We start from the raw sequence: 17,755 nt of genomic DNA on the forward strand, positions 1-17,755 counted from the left end.
TGGTCCTTCCTGAACTGGGGTACGGCAGGAAGCCCGTCCGATGGGGGGCAACATTGGGAATGCTCCCTGCCGTTCCCCCGTCCTATTCAGGCGCGCCGCGACGCGCGCGTCCGCTTCGACGGCGAACGCTTTCGCTTCGGCGAAAAAGCGCCAGGGCCGACGAAGGCGCCCTGGCGTTCGACGGATGTCGGCGGGACCTGGCCTCAGGTAGTGGCGATGTCCGGCGCGTCCTCCGCCTTCATGCCGACCACATTGTAGCCGGCGTCGACATGGTGGATCTCACCGGTAACGCCGGAGGCAAGGTCGGAGAGCAGGTAAAGGGCCGATCCGCCAACGTCATCGATCGTCACGTTGCGTCGGAGCGGCGAATTATATTCGTTCCACTTCAGGATATAGCGGAAGTCGCCGATGCCGCTTGCCGCCAGCGTCTTGATCGGCCCGGCGGAAATGGCGTTCACCCGGATATTCTCAGGTCCTAGGTCCATGGCGAGATATTTGACGCTGGTCTCGAGCGCTGCCTTGGCAACGCCCATGACATTGTAGTGAGGGATGACCTTCTCCGCGCCGTAATAGGTGAGAGTGAGGATCGAACCGCCCTCGGGCATCATCGCCCGCGCCCGCCTGGTCACGGCGACGAAGCTGTAGGCCGAGATGTTCATCGTCAGCAGGAAATTGTCGAGGCTGGTGTCGACGAACTGGCCGCGAAGCTCGTTCTTGTCGGAAAAGCCGATGGCGTGGACGAGGAAGTCGATCGTCTCCCACCGGGCTTTCAGTGCATCGAAGGTGCGGTCGAGCGCCGCCATGTCGGAGACGTCGCAGTCGATGAGGAAGTCGGAGCCGAGCTGCTCCGCGAGCGGCGCCACCCGCTTCCTGAGCGCGTCGCCCTGGTAGCTGAAGGCGAGCTCCGCGCCCTGGTCCGCCAGCGCCTTGGCGATTCCCCAGGCGAGCGACTTGTCGTTCGCGAGGCCCATGATCAGCCCGCGCTTGCCCGCCATCAAACCCGTCATATGCTTTCCCTGTTGTAGAATGCCTCTTCGCCTTCCTTTAGGCCCTCTTCCGGCGTTTCGGCTAGTGCGGCGTTGAGCTCCGCGCCGATAACGACGCCGAGACCGATAACGAAGAAGAAGATGAGCGCGATCATCACGCCGGCGAGGCTGCCATAGGTGAGGTCGTATCTGCCGAGGTTCCTGAGGACGATGGGCAGCAGCGCCGTCGTCGCCATCCACCAGAGGGTTACGAACAGCGCGCCGGGCCATTTGAGGCAGCCGCGCTTGCGATAGCGCTGCGGCGTCAGGGTGTAGAAGAGCAGGTAGAGCGAGCCGAACAGCACCAGCCCCGGCACCACCCGGAGCAGGCTGAGCAGCGCGACGATGTCGTCGGCGAGCGGCAGGAACTGGACGACGAACTCCTGGACGCTGCTCAGCACGATCGAAATCGAAAAGGCGATCATCGCGATGATGACGGAGCCGATGATCATGCCCACCGAGCCGAGGCGATACTCCCAGAAGGGGCGGCTGTAGGTGACGCCATAGGCGCGCCGGATGATGTCGCGGATCGTCTCGACGAAGCTGCCCGTGGTCCAGAGGCCGACCAGCGCGCCGAACCAGAGGAGGTTGCCGGATCGCGCCTCGATGACGTCGGCAATCGGCTTCGACAGCACTTCGGCGACGCTCGGCGGCATCGTCTGGAGGAGAGCGATCACCGCCTCCATGCCGCCTTGCTGCTGGCCGACCAGCCGGGCGACGGCGGCGGCGACGATGACGAAGGGAAAAAGGGTGAGAAGCGCCAGATAGGCGAGATTGCCGGCGTGGATGAAGCCGTCATTATAAACGCCGACGGCGACTCGCTTGGCCACCTGGAAGGCGTAGGTGCCCTGGCCGATATGCTTGTCGACCACCGCGCGCGCGCCGGCGAAGCGCTTGCGCCTTTCCTCCGGCGATTCGGGGGAGATGTTGGTCACGACCGACTAGACGCCCAGGCCGGCGCGCGGGTTTCCTTTCCCTTTGCCGGGCCAGTTGTCGACGAACTCCGCCAGGGCCGCATCGTCGCCCGGAATATCCACCATCAGGGTCACCAGCTGGTCGCCTCTGGCTCCGCTCTTGCCCGAAAAACCCTTGCCCTTGAGACGCAGCACCTTGCCCGAGGTCGATCCCTTGGGAATGCTCAGCATCACCGCGCCGTCCACCGTCGGCACCTTCACCTTGCCGCCGAGCACCGCCTCGTCGAGCGAGATCGGAAGATCGAGCCGGACGTCGTCGCCCTCGCGCCTGAAGAAGCGGTGCGGCTGGATGGAGATGGTGACGATGGCATCGCCATTGCCGCCCGGGCCCGGCTGCCCCTGGCCGGCGAGGCGGATCTTGGTGCCGTCTTCCACACCCCTCGGCAGCTTGATGTCGACGGTCTTGCCGCCCGCCAGCGTGACCCGCTGGTCGGCGAGCGTCGCCGCGTCCTGGAAGGACACGGGGAGGCGATAGAGGGCGTCGGCGCCCTTGGGCGGCGGCGCCCTGCGCGTGCCACCGAAGCCCCCGAAACCGCCGGCGCCGCGCCGCGCTCCGCCGCCGAACAGCCCCTCGAACAGGTCGGAAAGGTCCGGCGCCTCGGCGCCGGCCGTGTCGAAGCCGCCGAAGCCGCCTTGTCCCGGACGGAAGCCGCCGCCCGCGCCGGGCTGCGCGCCGCCGCGGCCGAAGCCGAAGGGGGAGCGGGGATTGCCCTCCTCGTCTATCTCGCCCCGGTCATATTGGGCGCGCTTGTCCTTGTCGGTGAGGATGTCATAGGCCTGCGTCACCTTGGAGAAGCGCTCGGACGCCTTGGGGTTGTCCTTGTTGCGGTCCGGATGCAGCTCCTTGGCCAGCTTGCGATAGGCCTTTTTGATGTCCGCCTCGCTGGCGCCGCGCGCCACCCCCAGCTCTGAATAGAGATCCGCCATTCGCCTGTCGTTCTCCAGCGCGTCTCAAAAGTCCACCGGTTTGCGGATTCCGGACGCCCGCAAGCGGGCCAAAGCCTCCGGCTGACGCCGCGAAAGCGGCACCGCGGCGCCGTTGCTCAGCACCAGCTCATAGTCGCCCGAACCCGCCGGGACGATTTCGGCGACGTGGCGCGCGTTTACAAGCCAGGATCGATGCGTGCGAAGGAAGCCCGCATCGTCCAGCGTCTGGGCGATGCTGACCAGCGTGGCGCGCATCAGGGGCTGGCGGCCGTCGGCGAGGCTGAACTCCACATAATTCCCGCGCGACTGGACGCTGAGGATGTCGGCCCGGTCGACCCTGATCAGGCGCTGCCCCTCGTTGATGTCGAAGGTGTCGCGCGGCGGCGCGGCGGGAGGCGATGGCGCCACGGGAGCCCGCCCCAAATGCCCGGCGATCCAGAATGTGGCTGCGAAGAGGAAGTAGGTGAGGAAATCCTTGCGATACTCGTAGGGCAGCTCGCTCGCGGCCGGGCCGAAATCGTAGGTCTCTCCCATCAGCGCGTAAACGCCGTGGCGCAGCAGGACCATCGCGGCGATGTGGATGAGCGAGAAGGCGACGGTCGCGGCCAGATGGGCCGCCAGGGCGACGGCCCAGCCCCGCCCGGCCGGCGGAAAGCGTCGCACCATCAGCATCGGAATCCAGGCGAGGCCGACGATCACGATGCCACTCGTCCCCTCCCATGTCGCCGGCTCCCATACTGGCAGCGGCTCGCCGTCGCGGCCGCTGTCGTGGAGCACCGTCAGCACGTTGATGACGCCGACGAGCACGGCGATGGCCGCAATCGCCGCATAGGCGATCAGCCATGGCGGCCGCGAAGCTCTGCCGTTCGTCACGCCCATGGCGCCGTTCGTCACGCCGTCATCCCGGCCGAACCGGCGAGGCGGCCGCTCGCCCCGGCGCGATTGCGAGAAGATGCCGATAAACGCCATCCGCTCGACCGTTCGCAATTGAAGAGGGACGGGACATGCAGGAACTGACGCCGGCCGGCACGGGGATGCGGCTCATCTATCTCGACTGGATCCGCGTCACAGCGTTCGGCCTCTTGATCCTCTACCATGTCGGCATGTTCTACGTGACGTGGGATTGGCATGTGAAGAGCGATCATGTCGGCCACGCGCTGGAGCCGCTGATGCTCGCCACCAACCCGTGGCGGCTGACCCTATTGTTCCTGGTGTCCGGAGTGGCGACCCGCTTCATGGCGGACAAGCTCGCGCCGGGCGCGCTGGCGGGGCAGCGCACGATGCGGCTGCTGCTGCCGTTGCTGTTCGGCATGCTCATCATCGTGCCGCCGCAAAGCTATTATGAAGTGGTCGAGCAGGTCGGCTATTCCGATGGCTATCTCGCCTTCTGGGGCCGCTACCTTTCCGCCGACCAGAGCTTCTGCGACGCCGACGGGTGCCTGATCCTGCCGACCTGGAACCATCTCTGGTTCGTCGCCTATCTGCTCGTCTACACGCTGCTGCTGACGGCGATGCTGAAAGCGGCTCGAGGTCCCCTTATCCGGTTCGGCGACCGGCTGGCGGCCTCGCTCACCGGCCTTCGCCTGCTCGTCTGGCCGATCCTGTTCCTGGCCGCGGCGCGACTGATCCTCCTGCCGATGTTCGAGGTGACGCACGCGCTGGTCGACGATTGGTACAATCACGCCGTCTCCTTCGCCGCCTTCCTGTTCGGCTTCCTGCTGATGAAGAAACGGTCGGTCACCGACGACCTCGTTCGCCTGCGCTGGATCGCGCTTGGGCTCTTCGCGGTCTGCTATGCCGCCTATGCGAGCTATGTCTGGGCTTATCGCGCGGAGGACGCGATCGCACCCGAAGCGCTGCGCATGGCGATGCGGCTCGTCTACGCGGCCGACCAATGGTGCGCGATCGTCGCCATCCTCGGCTTCGGCGCCCGCCATCTCACCCGCGACAGCCGGCTGCTGAGGACGCTGACGCAGGCCGTCTTCCCCTTCTACATCGCCCATCAGACGATCATCGTCGTGGCCGGCCATCATCTGAAGGCCGCCGGCCTGCCGGCGCTTGTGGAGGGCACGCTGCTCGTCGCCATCACCGCCGCCGGCTGCTGGCTCACTTATGAGATCGCCAGGAGCGTCACGCCGCTTCGTCCGCTGCTCGGCCTCGGGCCGCGGAAGCGGCCGGCGCGGCGGCACACCCTCGACCCGGTGGCCGTGGCCGATTAAAGCCTTCGGCCATGGCCGACGATCCCCACACGCTGTTCGATCACTGGTTCGCCGAGGCGGCCGCCCTGGAGCCCAACGACCATAATGCGATGGCGCTGGCGACGGCGGACGGGACGGGGCGGCCGTCGGTCAGGATGGTGCTGCTGAAGGGGCACGATGCGCGCGGCTTCGTTTTCTTCACGAATCTCGACAGTCGCAAGGGCGGGGATATGGCGCATAATCCGCACGCGGCCCTGCTCTTCCACTGGAAGTCGCTGCGCCGGCAGGTGCGGATCGAGGGGGCGGTGGAGCCGGTCAGCGCAGCCGAGGCGGACGCCTATTTCGCGACGCGCTCGCGCGATTCGCAGCTCGGCGCCTGGGCGTCCGAGCAGTCCCGTCCGCTGGACAGCCGCGAAACCTTCGAGACGCGTTATGAGGAGGTGCGGTCGCGCTTTGCTGGAGGCGATGTGCCCCGCCCGCCGCGCTGGTCGGGCTTCCGCCTCGCCCCCGAGCGAATCGAATTCTGGATCGACCGCGCGCACCGGCTTCATGAGCGCCGGCTTTTCGTGAGGAGCGGCGACGAGTGGAGCGAGGGGCTGCTCTACCCATGAGCACCGCGCGCCAACAGGAGGGCAAGCTTACCGCCCGCGCCGCCCTGGCCAGCGTGGCGACGGCGCTCTTCCTGCTGACGCTCAAGAGCTTCGCCGCCTGGCAGACCGGATCGGTGGCGATGCTGGGGTCGCTCGCCGACAGCGGGCTCGATCTGCTCGCTTCGCTGGTCACCCTCTACGGCGTCAGGATCGCGTCGATGCCGGCCGATCACGACCATCGTTTCGGCCATGGCAAGGCCGAGGCACTGGCGGCCCTTTTCCAGGTCGCCCTGATCACCGCCTCCGCCGCGGCGATCGGCTGGCGCGCCATCGTCAGCCTGACGGCAGACCGGCCGACTGAGAGCGCCGAGCTGGGGATCGGCGTCTCCCTGATCGCCATCGCCGCCACCTTTGCCTTGCTCTACTATCAGCGGCGGGTGATCGCCCGGACGCGCTCGGTCGCGATCCAGGCCGACAACGTCCATTACCAGAGCGACCTGCTGCTCAACCTGTCGGTGATCGTGGCGCTGGTGCTCGACCAATATCTGGGGCTGACCGGTGCCGATCCGGTGTTCGGCATCGCCATCGCGCTGTGGCTCGCCTGGGGCGCGTTCCGCGCTTCGAGCCACGCGATCGACCAGCTGATGGACAAGGAATGGCCGGAGGAGAAGCGACGCCGGTTCGTCGAGGTCATTGCCCGCCAGCCCGAGCTTAAGGGCATCCACGATCTCCGCACCCGCCGGAGCGGCGCCAAGGATTTCGTCCAGTTCCACGTCTGGGTCGATCCCGGCATGACCGTGGCGGAGGCGCATGACGTGATGGACGCGGTCGAGGCGAGGCTCGAACGGGAGTTTCCGGACGTCGAAATCCTGATCCATGTCGATCCGGAGGGCCAGGTGGACGAACCCGGCAATCCCCTGGTCGAGACCGATCTCACCCCTGGAGCCCAGAGATGACCCAACTGCGCCTCGTTCAGGTCGACGCCTTCGCCGACCGCCCCTTCACCGGCAATCCGGCCGCCGTCGTGCCGCTGGACCAATGGCTGCCGGACGAGACGATGCAGGCGATCGCGATGGAGAATAATCTCAGCGAGACGGCCTTCACCGTGCCCACCGACGGCGATGCGGATTACGAGCTTCGCTGGTTCACGCCGACGACGGAAGTCGCGCTGTGCGGCCATGCCACCCTCGCCAGCGGCCATGTGCTGATAGCGGGGGACGAGGTTCGCTTTCGCACGCGCAAGGCGGGCGTGCTGACGGTCGGGCGCGACGGCGATGCCCTTACCCTCAGCCTGCCGCAGATCCTGGTGAAGCCCGACCGGCACGAGACGCTCCTCGACGTGCTCGGGACGCCCGAAGGCGAGTTCTTCCTCTCCTATGAAGGCGTCGAAGCCACTTCGATCGTGCTTCTCCCCGACGCCGAAGCGGTGCGGGCCTGCGCGCCTGACATGAAGGCGCTCGGCCGGATCGACCTGATGGTAATCGTCACCGCTCCGGACGACGGCCCACATGACGTGGTGAGCCGCGTCTTCGTCCCCGCCTGGGGCGTCGACGAGGATCCGGTGACCGGCTCCGCCCACGCCGCGCTGACGCCCTTCTGGTGCGACCGGCTGGGACGCGAGAGCTTCACCGCCTATCAGGCAAGCCGGCGCGGCGGCCTCGTCCAATGCCGCAGGGAAGGGGACCGGGTCGTGCTCGGCGGACAGTGCGTCACCGTCATGGAAGGCACGCTACGGCTTTAGGCTCCGATTCGGTCACGTCACGTTCAGCCCCTATATGCTATGGAGTGCGACGAAAGGATGATCCCATGCGCAAGACCGCTGCTCTTCTCATAGGTTCGCTGCTCCTTGCCGGCGTGCCCGCCATGGCCAGCACGCCCGAGGGCGAGGCGAAGCTCGCCAAGGCGCTGGAAGGCCGCGTCGCCGGAGAGCCCGTGGACTGCATCAACCTGCGCAACGTCCGCTCAAGCAAGGTCATCAGAGACACGGCGATCATCTACGATGCCGGCAGCACCCTTTATGTGAACCGGCCGGACGCGGGTGCGGAATCGCTTGGCAAGTGGGACGTGCTAGTGACGCGCACGCTGTCGTCCCAGCTGTGCAATGTCGACGTCGTCCACCTGCGCGATCGGAGCACGGGCATGCAGACGGGCTTCGTGCTGCTCGGCGACTTTATTCCCTATCGCCGGGCGGAGTGACGCCCAGCATTTGCGCAAGCTCGTCCAGCATCGGCCGCTGCCTGGCCAATATCTTCTCCCGCGCCTCCGCCAATGGGAGCCACCCCGCCCGGTCCACCTCAGGGAAGGATTGAAGGCGGCCGCTTCTCGGCGGCCATTCCATCTCGAACCGATTGCTGACGATCCGGTCCGGGTCGAGCTCGCCTTCGAGCGCGAACGCCTCCACCCTTTTGCCGCCCGCCTGCCGGACCGGGCTTAGCGGCCGGGGCGAGCCTTCGGGCCTGACGCCCAGCTCCTCCTCGAATTCTCGCAGCGCGCAGGCGAGCGGCGCCTCGCCGGGCGCGACCTCGCCCTTGGGGATCATCCAGGCGCCGGCATCCTTGTTGCGCCAGAAGGGGCCGCCCGGATGCACGAGCAACACCTCCGCCGTTCCGCGGCGCAGGCGGTAGAGCAGGATTCCGGCGCTGATCTTCGGCATGCCGCGCGATCCTCCACCGAAGGCGCGACGTCCGCAAGCGGCTTGCCCCGGCGGAAGCGGTCCTGCAAAGCTGGCGCAGGTGAAGGGAAGGGGCGTGATGAACGACAGCCAGGACACGGCGCCGGACAGCCGACTGCGCCGCGACATCGGCTTCACCGGGTCGGCCTTTCTCTCCTTCAACGGCATCGTCGGCGCCGGCATCTTCGCGCTGCCGGCGACGCTGCATATGCAGTTCGGCGCCTTCAGCCCGTGGCTGTTCCCGATCTTCGGCCTGCTCATCCTGCTCGTCGCCATGCCTTTCGCGCGGCTCGCGGCGCTGTTTCCGCAATCGGGCGGGCCGGTCGCCTACACCGCTGCCTTCGGGCCGCTCGCTTCATTCCAGGCGGGCTGGCTCTACTATCTGGCGCGGGTGACGGCGCTCGCCGCCAATGCCAATGTCTTCGCGACCTACGCCGCGACCCTGTGGGCTCCGCTCGGCTTCGGCGTCGGCCGCGCGGCGACCATTCTCGCGCTCTGCGCCTCGCTCACCGCGATCAACATCGTCGGCGTCCGCCGCGCCATCCGGGCGCTGGACGGGCTCACCGTGCTGAAGGGCCTGCCTCTGATCGCGCTGGCCATATGGGGCCTCGCCGCCACCGCCGGCGCCTGGCCGACGCCGGGGCCGGCGCCGAGCCTGTCGGGCGTGGAGGCAGCCGCGCTCATCATCTTCTACGCCTTCATCGGATTCGAAAATTCGGTCGTGCCCGCCGGCGAGACCGCCAATCCCGGACGCACCATCCCGCGTGCCCTGATCGCCACCATCGTCGGCACCGCTGCCCTCTATTTCATCGTCCAACTCGCCTATGTTTCAGCGATGCCGGCGGGCGAGGCGCCCGAGGCGCCGCTGGTCGCGTTCGCGTCCTTGCTGGCCGGGCCGGCCGGTGCGCTGGTCATTACCGTGGCGGCGCTCTCCTCGATCGGCGGCAATATCGCCGGCTCGCTCACCTCCACGCCGCGCATCACCTTCGCGCTGGCGCGGGAGGGGCTGCTGCCGCGCTGGTTCGCCGCCGTGAGCGAGCTATACCATACGCCGGCCAATTCAGTGCTGTTCATGGGCCTGCTCGGGGCCGTGCTGGCGCTCACCGGCAGCTTCCTCTGGCTCGCCGTGGTGAGCACCCTGGCGCGGCTATTCGTCTACGGCACCAGCATCGCCGCTCTGCCCCGATCCGAACAGATCGCGGGCCGGCGGACGACGCTCCCCACCTTCGGCCTGATGAGCGCGGGCCTCATAGTCTGCCTGTGGGCGGCGTTCCAGTCGGAATGGGCCTCCTGGCGCATGCTGCTGATCCTGGCGGCGATTGGCCTCGCCCTGTACCTGCTGGCGCAATCGTCATCCCGGCGGAAGCCGGGACCCAAGAAAACAAAGTGATCGGAAAGGCCTCGCGCTGGACGTCTCAAGAAGCTGTTCTTGGGCCCCGACTTTCGTCCGGGCGACGTTCAGGCGGAGATAGGTTCCGCCGGGACGGTCTCTTCGATCCAGCCGCCGCCGAGGACGCGGTCGCCGTCGTAGATGACCGCCGCCTGGCCCGGTGCGACGCCATATTCGGGGGCGAGGAAGTGAACGGCCTCGCCGCCTGCCCCGGACGCCGATCCGGGGTCGAAGCGCACCGGCGCGGGCTTGGCCATCGAGCGCACCTTGGCGGTGAGACCCTCGCGCTGGTCCTCGCCCAGCCAGTTGAGGCCGTCGAGCTTGACCGTCCGCACCGCCAGCGCCGCCTTCGGCCCCACCACGACGCGCCGCGCCTCGGGCTCCAGGCGGACCACGTAGAGCGGCTCGGGCTGGCCGCCGATCTCGAGGCCGCGACGCTGACCGACGGTGAAGTGGATGAGGCCCTGGTGCCGGCCGAGCACGCGGCCTTCCAGGTCGACGATCTCGCCTTCCGCCGCCGCTTCCGGCCGGATCTTCTTGACCACCGAAGCATAGTCGCCGTTCGGTACGAAGCAGATGTCCTGGCTGTCCGGCTTGTCGGCGACGAGCAGGCCGAGCTCGCGGGCGATCTCGCGCACCGCCGGCTTGGGCATGTCGCCTAACGGAAAGCGGAGATAATCCAGCTGCTCCTGAGTCGTCGCGAACAGGAAATAGCTCTGGTCCCGCGCCGGATCGGCCGCGCGGTGGAGCTCCGCGCCGTTCGGGCCCAGGACCCGCCGGACATAATGGCCGGTCGCCAGGCAATCGGCGCCGAGATCCTTGGCGAGGCTCAATAGGTCGGTGAACTTCACGCCCTGGTTGCAGCTGATGCAGGGGATGGGCGTACGGCCCTTCATATATTCGTCGGCGAAGCGATCGATCACGCTGCCCTTGAAGCGGCTTTCATAGTCGAAGACATAGTGCGCGATCCCCAGCCGGTCGGCGACGGTGCGCGCATCGTAAATGTCCTGGCCGGCACAGCAGCTCCCGGTCCGCTGGACGGCGGCGCCATAATCGTAAAGCTGGAGGGTCACGCCGATCACTTCCGCGCCGGTGCGGGCGGCGAGTGCGGCCACGACCGAGCTGTCGACCCCGCCCGACATGGCGACGACGATCCGGGCCTCCGAAAGGGGCCGGTCCAGCTGGAAATCCACGGTCATGAAGGCGGCCATATAGGCGCATCGCCGCCCCGCGCCCAGCCTGTGGATAATTTTACGATGGATTCAGCCTTCTTGGTTAGGACTCGGGGAATGGACATGAGCTTCCTCCGTCGCGCCCGGCGAATCGCCAAGCAGACGCCCGCGCATCTCGATTACAGCGTCCTTGTCGCGACGCTTGAGGCGATGCAGTCGTCGAGCGCGACGGCGCGCGCCCAGATCCGCGCCGCTCATGGCGAGGAGGAGGAGCGCACTGCCCGCGAGCCGCTGGTCGAAATCCTGCTCGCCGCTCCCGACTGGCCGGACGCGATCGCTGTCCAGCAGGGAAGCTTCCATCGCGGTACCGTGCCGCCCGAATGAAGCGGTAACTCAAATGACCGCGAAATTTACCTTCGCATTTTAGCCTTCCTTCAATGCCTCGGCGCTAACACGGGTGGCGACGAAGGAGACGCTCCCCCCAGCGGGAGCCATAGTTGAGGTAGTAATGATCGAACATCAGAAGATTCGCCCTGCCCAGGTCATCGGCCCGCTGGGAGAGCCGTTGACGTTGGAGACCCTGCCGCCGCGCACGACCAGTCGTTGGGTGGTGCGCCGCAAAGCGGAGGTCGTCGCGGCCGTCAATGGCGGGCTTCTGAACGTCGATGAAGCCTGCGAACGCTATGGCCTCACGCTCGAGGAGTTCGCCAGCTGGCAGCGCGCGGTCGACCGGTCCGGCATGCCGGGTCTCAGGGTCACCCGCATCCAGCATTACAAATCGCTTTACGAGCGCCAGCAGAAATTCTGAGTCCTTGCCGCGCCTTACGCGTGGCAAGTCCTCCCTTCTTCAATACTCTTCCGAAACGATGTAAGACGGGCTGCCTGCGCGGCCGATCCACGCGCGAAGAACGTGCGACGGTTCGCAGGAACAAGCGTGCGCTTCGCGCGTCTTGGATTCGGAACGCCGCTGAAACCTCTTGGGATCATCGGCAGTGAGTACAGGAGGGAAGAAGATGAATCTCATCATTGCACTGATCATCGGGGGTATCATCGGCTGGCTCGCGAGCATCATTATGCGCACCGACGCCCAGCAAGGTATTCTCCTCAATATTGTGGTAGGGATCATCGGGTCCCTGCTCGGTGGCTTCCTGCTCGGCCCGCTCATCGGCGGCGGCAACCTGCTCAGCGGCGCCTTCGACATCATGACGCTGATCGTCGCCCTGCTTGGCGCGATCATCCTGCTCGCGATCGTCAACCTGTTCCGCCGCGGCAGCGTTCGTTAAGACTTTTTCTGGTCCAAGGATAAGGGGCCGCTTCGCTCAGGCGAGGCGGCCCCTTTTTGTTGCGCAGAGAAACGTCATTGCGAGCGAGCGAAGCAATACCGCCCGGCGCAGACTGGGTTGCTTCGTCACTTCGCTCCTCACAATGACGGGGATGGATTCACTGCAATTCGTAGGTGACCGAGAGAGTCACGGACAGCGTCTGCTCGCCCGGCACGATCTTGGTCGAGGCGTCCTGAGCCACGGCCTCCATCCGCATCATCGGATAGGGGATGGGCGGACCCGCCACGGCCGATTCGCTGATGGCGAGGATGCGGGCTACCTTCATGCCCGTGGCCCGCGCATACATCTCCGCTCGCGCGCGCGCCGTTTCGAGCGCTGCGCGGCGGGCCTCGTCCAGCGCCTCGTCCGGCTTGTCGATCTCCAGCATCGGGCCATTGATCTGGTTGGCGCCCTCCGCGACCAGGGCATCCAGTATCGCGCCGGTCTCGGCGATGTCGCGAAAGCGGACGGTCACCTCGTTGCTGGCGCGGTATCCGGTGAGGATCGGCGCCTGGTTCTCGACATAGCGATATTCCGGATTGAGGTTGATCGAGCTGGTCTGGATGTCGCGCTCCTCGATCCCGGCGCGCTTCAGCGCCGCGATGACGCGGTTCATGCGCTGGGCGTTCTGGGCGATGGCCTCGGTAGCCGTCTTCGCCTGGGTCACGACGCCTGCATTGATGCGGGCGATATCCGGAACGCGGCTGACTTCACCGGTCGCGACGACGTCGAGCCGAGTGCCGGCAATGGCCCGGACCGGCACAACTTCCTGCGCCACGGCCCCGGCAGGCAGCGCCAGGGCCAGCGCGGAAGCGAAAAGAGCGTATCGGATCATTTTGTTCTCCCGAATTTGGCGCCCGACTACGGCCGGGCCACGCCCATAGAACGTGCCCCGCCCTGCACGGTTGCTGAACGTTACGGACGCGGCTTTCATCGAAAAGTCGCGCAGGTTCGTCGAAAATAACCGCGCTCCTGCTGCCCGTTCGGTCAATCGCCGTTTCCCCCACCCGCGAGCCTGAGCGAAACTTCATTCAGCCTGTGGAAACAGTAGAGTTTGCAGTGTATGGGCGCGCGCGAATGTGGGGACCGGCAGATTAGAAAACATATGGCTTGAGCGCGGTGCCTTATTCGGCTAATACAGTGGCCGAGACGCGGCGCGGCCGCCCTGCGGTGTGAGAGAGATGAGGACCATGAACTTCGAAACGACGGGTTGGCGGCGCCAGGCGCTCGAGGGCGAGGTGCTGGATGAGGTCGTCATCGCGCAGCGGCGCAAGCGCCGGCGGATCATCATCGCCGCCGCCATCGCCGCTATCCTGCTGATCGCCGCGTTCTTCGCATTCGCCGGTGGCGAGGATCCGGCCACAACCCCCGCCGCTGGAGAGGGGGCCGAGGCATTGCCTTCGGTCACGGTCATCGTCCCGGGGAACGAACAGATTTCGCGCACCATCTCGGCGACAGGAACGCTCGCCGCTCGCCGCGACATGCCCGTCGGCGTCGCCGGCGAAGGCGGAGAGGTGAGCCGCGTGCTCGTCGAGGCCGGCGATTGGGTGAATGCCGGCCAGGCGCTCGCCACCATCGAGAGATCCGTCCAGTCGCAGCAGGCGCGCCAGCTCGCCGCCCAGATCCAGGTGGCCCGCGCCGAAGCCGATCTGGCCCAGAGCGAGCTCGATCGCGCGCTCGCGCTCGTCGACCGCGGTTTCATCTCCAAGGCCGATGTTGACCGCAAGACGGCCACCCGCGACGCCGCCGTGGCGCGCGTTCGTGTCGCCGAGGCGCAGCTCGCCGAGACGCGCGCCCGCATCGGGCGGCTCGACGTGCGGGCTCCGGCGAGCGGCCTTGTGCTCGATCGCATGGTCGAGCCGGGCCAGATCGTGGGGCCGGGCTCCGGCGCCTTGTTCCGCATCGCCATGGGCGGCGAGATGGAGCTGGTCGCCAAGCTGTCGCAGGAGGACCTGGCGCGGGTTACCGTCGGCGTTCCGGCGACGGTGACGCCGGTCGGCTCCACCGATAGCTACCAGGGGCAGGTGTGGCAGGTGTCGCCGGTGATCGACCCGCAGACCCGCCAGGGCGACGCTCGCATATCGATACCGTACCAGCCTGACCTGCGCCCGGGCGGCTTCGCCAGCGCCACGATCGTGACCGGCGCCATCGACGCTCCGCTCCTGCCGGAATCGGCCGTGCTCAGCGACGAGAAGGGCAGCTACGTCTATATCGTTGACCAGAAGGACATGGTCGTCCGGCGGCCGGTCCGCACCGGCCAGATTACCGACGAAGGCGTCGCGATCGTCGAGGGCCTGAACGGCACCGAGCGGGTCGTGCGCTCCGCCGGCGGCTTCCTGAACCCGGGTGAGAAGGTCCGACCTGTGCGGCAGAAGGCCGGGCGCTGAGGAACGAGCGATGAACTTCCGCAACATCTCCGCCTGGTCGATCCGCAACCCGATCCCGCCGATCGTGCTGTTCGTGGTGCTGACCCTCGCCGGGCTGATTTCGTTCGTCCGCATGGACATTCAGAACGATCCGGACATCGATTTCCCGGGGGCCCTCGTCCTCATCAGCCAGCCCGGCGCCGCCCCGACGGAGATGGAGACGCAGGTCACCCAGCGCGTCGAAGCCGCGATCCGGAGCATCGAGGGCGTCGACGAGATCAATTCGACGATCCGGGAAGGCTCGTCGGAAACCTTCGTTCAGTTCAATATCGGTACCCCGATCGATCGGGCCGTCACCGACGTCCGCGATGCCATCGCGCAGATACGGGGAGAGCTGCCGGACGGCATCTTGGAACCGCAAGTCATCCGCGTGTCCACGTCCGGCAATACGCTCGCCTACTACGCGGCCGAGACGACCGACATGACGCTCGAGGAACTGAGCTGGTATGTCGACAACAATGTCGCCAAGGCCTTGCTCTCGGTGCCGGGCATGGCGGAGGTTTATCGCCGCGGCGGCGTCTCGCGTGAAATTCGGGTCATCCTCGACCCGGCGAGGATGCAGGCGCATGGCCTCACCGCCAGCGAGGTCAACGCGCAGCTGCGGCAGGTGAACCTCAACGCGGCCGGCGGCCGGGCCGAGATCGCCGGCTCTGAGCAGTCGGTCCGCATCCTCGGCAACGCGAAGAGCGCGCATGAGCTGGGCGAGACCCGCATCGGCGTCGGCGGCGGGCGCACGGTCAAGCTCTCGGACGTGGCTGACGTCCGGGACCTCTATGCGGAGCAGCGCTCGATATCGCTGGTGCAGGGCGGGCAGCAGGTGACGACCTTCGGCTTCGAGCGGGCCAAGGGCGAATCCGACATCACCGTCTACGACGACGCCGTCGAAGTGCTGAAGAAGCTCCAGGAGCAGAATCCGTCGGTCAAGTTCACCGAGCTCTTCACCACCGTCGACTACGCCAAGGAACAATATAGCTCGGCAATGGAGGCGCTGGTCGAGGGCGCGATCCTCGCCGTCATCGTCGTTTTCCTGTTCCTCAGGGACTGGCGCGCGACCTTGATCTCGGCGCTGGCGATACCGCTGTCGGCCATCCCCACCTTCTGGTTCATGGATCTGATGGGCTTCACGCTGAACAGCATGACGCTGCTCGGCCTCAGCCTGGTGGCCGGCGTGCTCGTCGACGACGCCATCGTGGAGATCGAGAACATCGTGCGCCACATGCGCATGGGCAAGACCGCCTATGAGGCATCGATCGAGGCCGCCGACGAGATCGGGCTTGCGGTGCTCGGCACGACCATGACCATCGTGGCCGTCTTCTTCCCGGTCGCGCTGATGCCCGGCGTCGCGGGGCAGTTCTTCAAGAATTTCGGCATGACCGTGGTCGCGTCCGTGCTGACCAGCCTTGCGGTCGCCCGTCTGATCACGCCGATGATCGCGGCCTATTTCCTCAAGGCCAAGGGCCATGCCTCGCACGGCGAAGGCTGGGTGATGGACCGCTACATGGACGTGCTGCGCTGGACCCTTAAAAACCGCTGGAAGACGGTGGGCATGGGCGCGCTGGCCTTCGTCGCCACCATCATCACCTTCTCCCAGCTGCCTTCGTCCTTTTTCCCGCCGACCAACCAGGACACCAGCCGCATTTCGATCGCGATGGTGCCCGGGACGACACTCGAGCAGACCCGGAACGTGGCCGAGCGGGTGATGAACATGATGTCGAAGCAACCCGTCGTGGAGCGCGCCTTCGCCCGCATCGATGTTGCAAGCGCGACGGTCTATCTCCGGCTCAAGGACGACCGCGACGTGACCAGCATCGAGTTCGAGCGGTCGCTGGCGCCGATGCTCGCCCAGGTTCCTGATGCACGCGTCAACTTCATGTCGCAGAATGGCGGCGGAGGCGGTAGCAACCGCGACGTTTCGATCACGCTCGGCGGCGACGATCCGGAGCAGCTGATGCAGGTGGCCACGAAGCTGGTCGGCGAAATGGCCGGCATCAGCGAGATCGTGGCGCCGCGGATCGAGGGCAATCTCCAGCGGCCCGAGATCGTCATCCGGCCGCGTCTCGACCTGGCCGCGGACCTTGGCGTCACCACTGCGGCGCTGAGCCAGGCGATCCGCATCGCCACTCTCGGCGACATCGACCAGAATGTCGCCAAATTCTCGCTGTCGGACCGTCAGATCCCGATCCGGGTGGCCCTGAACCAGGATGCGCGGGAACGACTCTCGACCATCGAGAATTTGCCGGTGGCGACGCAGAATGGCGGTTCGGTGCCGCTGAGCGTCGTCGCCGAAATCGGCTTCGGCGCCGGCCCCACCCAGATCGACCGTACCAACCAGGTGCGGCAGATCACGATCGGCGCGGACCTGGCGCCGGGCATCGTCAGCGGCGAGGCCATGACCAAGATCGAGGCGCTGCCGACGCTGTCGAACCTGCCGCTCGGCGTCTCCCGGCTGATCCTGGGCGACACCAAATGGCAGCAGGAGTTGATGGTGAACTTCGTCATCGCCGTCATATCCGGCGTGCTGCTGGTGTTCGCGGTGCTGGTGCTGCTCTATCGCTCGGTGATGCCGCCGTTCGTCAACCTGGGCTCGCTGCTGCTCGCCCCGCTGGGCGGCGGCCTGGCCCTGCTGATAACGGGCAATCCCCTGTCGCTGTTCGTCTTCATCGGCATCCTCATGCTGCTCGGCATCGTCGGCAAGAACTCGATCCTGCTGATCGACTTCGCGCTCGAAGAGATGTCCAAGGGCATCGGCAGGCAGGAAGCGATCGAAGATGCCGGCCATAAGCGCGCGCAGCCGATTGTGATGACCACCGTCGCCATGGTCGCCGGCATGATCCCGACCGCGCTGTCGCTCAGCGGCGACGGCAGCTGGCGCGCGCCGATGGGCATCGTCGTGATCGGCGGCCTGATCGTCTCGACGGTGCTGACCCTGGTCATCGTCCCGGCGACGTTCAGCCTCGCGATCGGCTTTGAGCGCTGGCTTGGGCCCAAGCTCGCCAGGCACCTCACCACCGGTGGCAAGAACGCGCAGATACCCGGCGTGCAGCCTGCGGAGTGAACCAA

At 66.6% G+C, this 17,755-nt stretch carries 18 protein-coding genes; 11 read left to right on the forward strand and 7 right to left on the reverse strand.

Annotation, left to right across the window (positions count from 1 at the left end):
- Nucleotides 1-203: 203 nt before the first annotated feature.
- Genes fabI through DF286_RS09660 form a run of 4 tightly spaced genes read right to left on the reverse strand, consistent with a single transcriptional unit; the run spans nt 204 to nt 3,895 of the window.
- Nucleotides 204-1,007: an enoyl-ACP reductase FabI gene (gene fabI, locus DF286_RS09645; RefSeq protein ID WP_109271234.1), complete on the reverse strand. Its 804-nt coding sequence runs from the start codon at nt 1,005-1,007 to the stop codon at nt 204-206.
- A complete protein-coding gene (locus tag DF286_RS09650) occupies nt 1,004-1,960 on the reverse strand; it encodes a YihY/virulence factor BrkB family protein (protein WP_109271235.1) in 957 nt (318 codons plus the stop codon). The genes fabI and DF286_RS09650 overlap by 4 nt, the downstream gene beginning before the upstream one ends.
- A 6-nt stretch (nt 1,961-1,966) precedes the next feature.
- Nucleotides 1,967-2,926, reverse strand: coding sequence for a DnaJ C-terminal domain-containing protein (locus DF286_RS09655; RefSeq protein WP_109271236.1), 960 nt, complete (start codon nt 2,924-2,926; stop codon nt 1,967-1,969).
- A gap of 24 nt (nt 2,927-2,950) precedes the next feature.
- On the reverse strand, nt 2,951-3,895 hold the full coding sequence (locus tag DF286_RS09660) for a LytTR family DNA-binding domain-containing protein (RefSeq protein WP_109271237.1): 945 nt from the start codon (nt 3,893-3,895) through the stop codon (nt 2,951-2,953).
- Nucleotides 3,896-3,930: 35 nt separating this feature from the next.
- Between DF286_RS09660 and DF286_RS09665 the strand changes: the two genes are divergently transcribed.
- The 5 genes from DF286_RS09665 (at nt 3,931) to DF286_RS09685 (ending at nt 7,910) form a co-directional block, all read left to right on the forward strand.
- Nucleotides 3,931-5,145: an acyltransferase family protein gene (locus DF286_RS09665; protein ID WP_170303950.1), complete on the forward strand. Its 1,215-nt coding sequence runs from the start codon at nt 3,931-3,933 to the stop codon at nt 5,143-5,145.
- Nucleotides 5,146-5,156: 11 nt separating this feature from the next.
- Entirely contained in the window at nt 5,157-5,735 is a 579-nt protein-coding gene (gene pdxH, locus DF286_RS09670) for a pyridoxamine 5'-phosphate oxidase (RefSeq protein ID WP_109271238.1), read from the forward strand.
- Nucleotides 5,732-6,670, forward strand: coding sequence for a cation diffusion facilitator family transporter (locus DF286_RS09675; protein ID WP_109271239.1), 939 nt, complete (start codon nt 5,732-5,734; stop codon nt 6,668-6,670). The genes pdxH and DF286_RS09675 overlap by 4 nt, the downstream gene beginning before the upstream one ends.
- The gene (locus DF286_RS09680; protein ID WP_109271240.1) at nt 6,667-7,455 is read left to right on the forward strand and encodes a PhzF family phenazine biosynthesis protein; all 789 of its coding nucleotides are present in this window, start codon (nt 6,667-6,669) and stop codon (nt 7,453-7,455) included. The genes DF286_RS09675 and DF286_RS09680 overlap by 4 nt, the downstream gene beginning before the upstream one ends.
- A 65-nt stretch (nt 7,456-7,520) precedes the next feature.
- Nucleotides 7,521-7,910, forward strand: coding sequence for a hypothetical protein (locus DF286_RS09685; RefSeq protein ID WP_109271241.1), 390 nt, complete (start codon nt 7,521-7,523; stop codon nt 7,908-7,910).
- Here DF286_RS09685 and DF286_RS09690 read toward each other — a convergent pair.
- Entirely contained in the window at nt 7,885-8,367 is a 483-nt protein-coding gene (locus tag DF286_RS09690; RefSeq protein ID WP_109271242.1) for an NUDIX hydrolase, read from the reverse strand. The two genes, DF286_RS09685 and DF286_RS09690, sit on opposite strands and share 26 nt — an antisense overlap.
- 97 nt (nt 8,368-8,464) lie before the next feature.
- On the opposite strand from DF286_RS09690, the gene DF286_RS09695 reads away from it, so the two are divergent.
- Entirely contained in the window at nt 8,465-9,775 is a 1,311-nt protein-coding gene (locus tag DF286_RS09695; protein WP_158274658.1) for an APC family permease, read from the forward strand.
- Between the two features lie 68 nt (nt 9,776-9,843).
- Here DF286_RS09695 and mnmA read toward each other — a convergent pair whose 3' ends face one another.
- Nucleotides 9,844-10,974: a tRNA 2-thiouridine(34) synthase MnmA gene (gene mnmA / locus DF286_RS09700; protein ID WP_109272125.1), complete on the reverse strand. Its 1,131-nt coding sequence runs from the start codon at nt 10,972-10,974 to the stop codon at nt 9,844-9,846.
- A 96-nt stretch (nt 10,975-11,070) separates the two neighbouring features.
- Between mnmA and DF286_RS09705 the strand changes: the two genes are divergently transcribed.
- The 3 genes from DF286_RS09705 (at nt 11,071) to DF286_RS09715 (ending at nt 12,230) form a co-directional block, all read left to right on the forward strand.
- Nucleotides 11,071-11,331, forward strand: a complete 261-nt coding sequence (locus tag DF286_RS09705; protein WP_146193593.1) for a hypothetical protein — start codon at nt 11,071-11,073, stop codon at nt 11,329-11,331.
- 124 nt (nt 11,332-11,455) lie between these two features.
- Entirely contained in the window at nt 11,456-11,755 is a 300-nt protein-coding gene (gene sciP, locus DF286_RS09710) for a CtrA inhibitor SciP (RefSeq protein WP_109271245.1), read from the forward strand.
- 205 nt (nt 11,756-11,960) lie between these two features.
- Entirely contained in the window at nt 11,961-12,230 is a 270-nt protein-coding gene (locus DF286_RS09715; RefSeq protein ID WP_109271246.1) for a GlsB/YeaQ/YmgE family stress response membrane protein, read from the forward strand.
- A gap of 157 nt (nt 12,231-12,387) precedes the next feature.
- Here DF286_RS09715 and DF286_RS09720 read toward each other — a convergent pair whose 3' ends face one another.
- Nucleotides 12,388-13,104 carry an SIMPL domain-containing protein gene (locus tag DF286_RS09720; RefSeq protein WP_109271247.1) on the reverse strand — a complete coding sequence of 239 codons (717 nt, stop codon included), beginning with the start codon at nt 13,102-13,104 and terminating at the stop codon, nt 12,388-12,390.
- 355 nt (nt 13,105-13,459) lie between these two features.
- Between DF286_RS09720 and DF286_RS09725 the strand changes: the two genes are divergently transcribed.
- On the forward strand, nt 13,460-14,656 hold the full coding sequence (locus tag DF286_RS09725) for an efflux RND transporter periplasmic adaptor subunit (RefSeq protein WP_109271248.1): 1,197 nt from the start codon (nt 13,460-13,462) through the stop codon (nt 14,654-14,656).
- Between the two features lie 10 nt (nt 14,657-14,666).
- Nucleotides 14,667-17,750, forward strand: coding sequence for an efflux RND transporter permease subunit (locus DF286_RS09730; RefSeq protein WP_109271249.1), 3,084 nt, complete (start codon nt 14,667-14,669; stop codon nt 17,748-17,750).
- Nucleotides 17,751-17,755: the final 5 nt, after the last annotated feature.

Origin of the sequence: Sphingosinicella humi (genome assembly GCF_003129465.1) — a bacterium.
GTDB lineage: Bacteria > Pseudomonadota > Alphaproteobacteria > Sphingomonadales > Sphingomonadaceae > Allosphingosinicella > Allosphingosinicella humi.

What these genes read in the sequence shown, in the direction of transcription:
- DF286_RS09655 (WP_109271236.1), bottom strand. Translation starts at nt 2,926, where the DNA reads ATGGCGGATCTCTATTCAGAGCTGGGGGTGGCGCGCGGCGCCAGCGAG.
- DF286_RS09705 (WP_146193593.1), top strand. Translation starts at nt 11,071, where the DNA reads ATGAGCTTCCTCCGTCGCGCCCGGCGAATCGCCAAGCAGACGCCCGCG.
- DF286_RS09660 (WP_109271237.1), bottom strand. Translation starts at nt 3,895, where the DNA reads ATGGCGTTTATCGGCATCTTCTCGCAATCGCGCCGGGGCGAGCGGCCG.
- fabI (WP_109271234.1), bottom strand. Translation starts at nt 1,007, where the DNA reads ATGACGGGTTTGATGGCGGGCAAGCGCGGGCTGATCATGGGCCTCGCG.
- DF286_RS09680 (WP_109271240.1), top strand. Translation starts at nt 6,667, where the DNA reads ATGACCCAACTGCGCCTCGTTCAGGTCGACGCCTTCGCCGACCGCCCC.
- DF286_RS09690 (WP_109271242.1), bottom strand. Translation starts at nt 8,367, where the DNA reads ATGCCGAAGATCAGCGCCGGAATCCTGCTCTACCGCCTGCGCCGCGGA.
- DF286_RS09715 (WP_109271246.1), top strand. Translation starts at nt 11,961, where the DNA reads ATGAATCTCATCATTGCACTGATCATCGGGGGTATCATCGGCTGGCTC.
- DF286_RS09665 (WP_170303950.1), top strand. Translation starts at nt 3,931, where the DNA reads ATGCAGGAACTGACGCCGGCCGGCACGGGGATGCGGCTCATCTATCTC.
- sciP (WP_109271245.1), top strand. Translation starts at nt 11,456, where the DNA reads ATGATCGAACATCAGAAGATTCGCCCTGCCCAGGTCATCGGCCCGCTG.
- DF286_RS09675 (WP_109271239.1), top strand. Translation starts at nt 5,732, where the DNA reads ATGAGCACCGCGCGCCAACAGGAGGGCAAGCTTACCGCCCGCGCCGCC.
- mnmA (WP_109272125.1), bottom strand. Translation starts at nt 10,974, where the DNA reads ATGACCGTGGATTTCCAGCTGGACCGGCCCCTTTCGGAGGCCCGGATC.
- DF286_RS09685 (WP_109271241.1), top strand. Translation starts at nt 7,521, where the DNA reads ATGCGCAAGACCGCTGCTCTTCTCATAGGTTCGCTGCTCCTTGCCGGC.
- pdxH (WP_109271238.1), top strand. Translation starts at nt 5,157, where the DNA reads ATGGCCGACGATCCCCACACGCTGTTCGATCACTGGTTCGCCGAGGCG.
- DF286_RS09725 (WP_109271248.1), top strand. Translation starts at nt 13,460, where the DNA reads ATGAACTTCGAAACGACGGGTTGGCGGCGCCAGGCGCTCGAGGGCGAG.
- DF286_RS09720 (WP_109271247.1), bottom strand. Translation starts at nt 13,104, where the DNA reads ATGATCCGATACGCTCTTTTCGCTTCCGCGCTGGCCCTGGCGCTGCCT.
- DF286_RS09695 (WP_158274658.1), top strand. Translation starts at nt 8,465, where the DNA reads ATGAACGACAGCCAGGACACGGCGCCGGACAGCCGACTGCGCCGCGAC.
- DF286_RS09730 (WP_109271249.1), top strand. Translation starts at nt 14,667, where the DNA reads ATGAACTTCCGCAACATCTCCGCCTGGTCGATCCGCAACCCGATCCCG.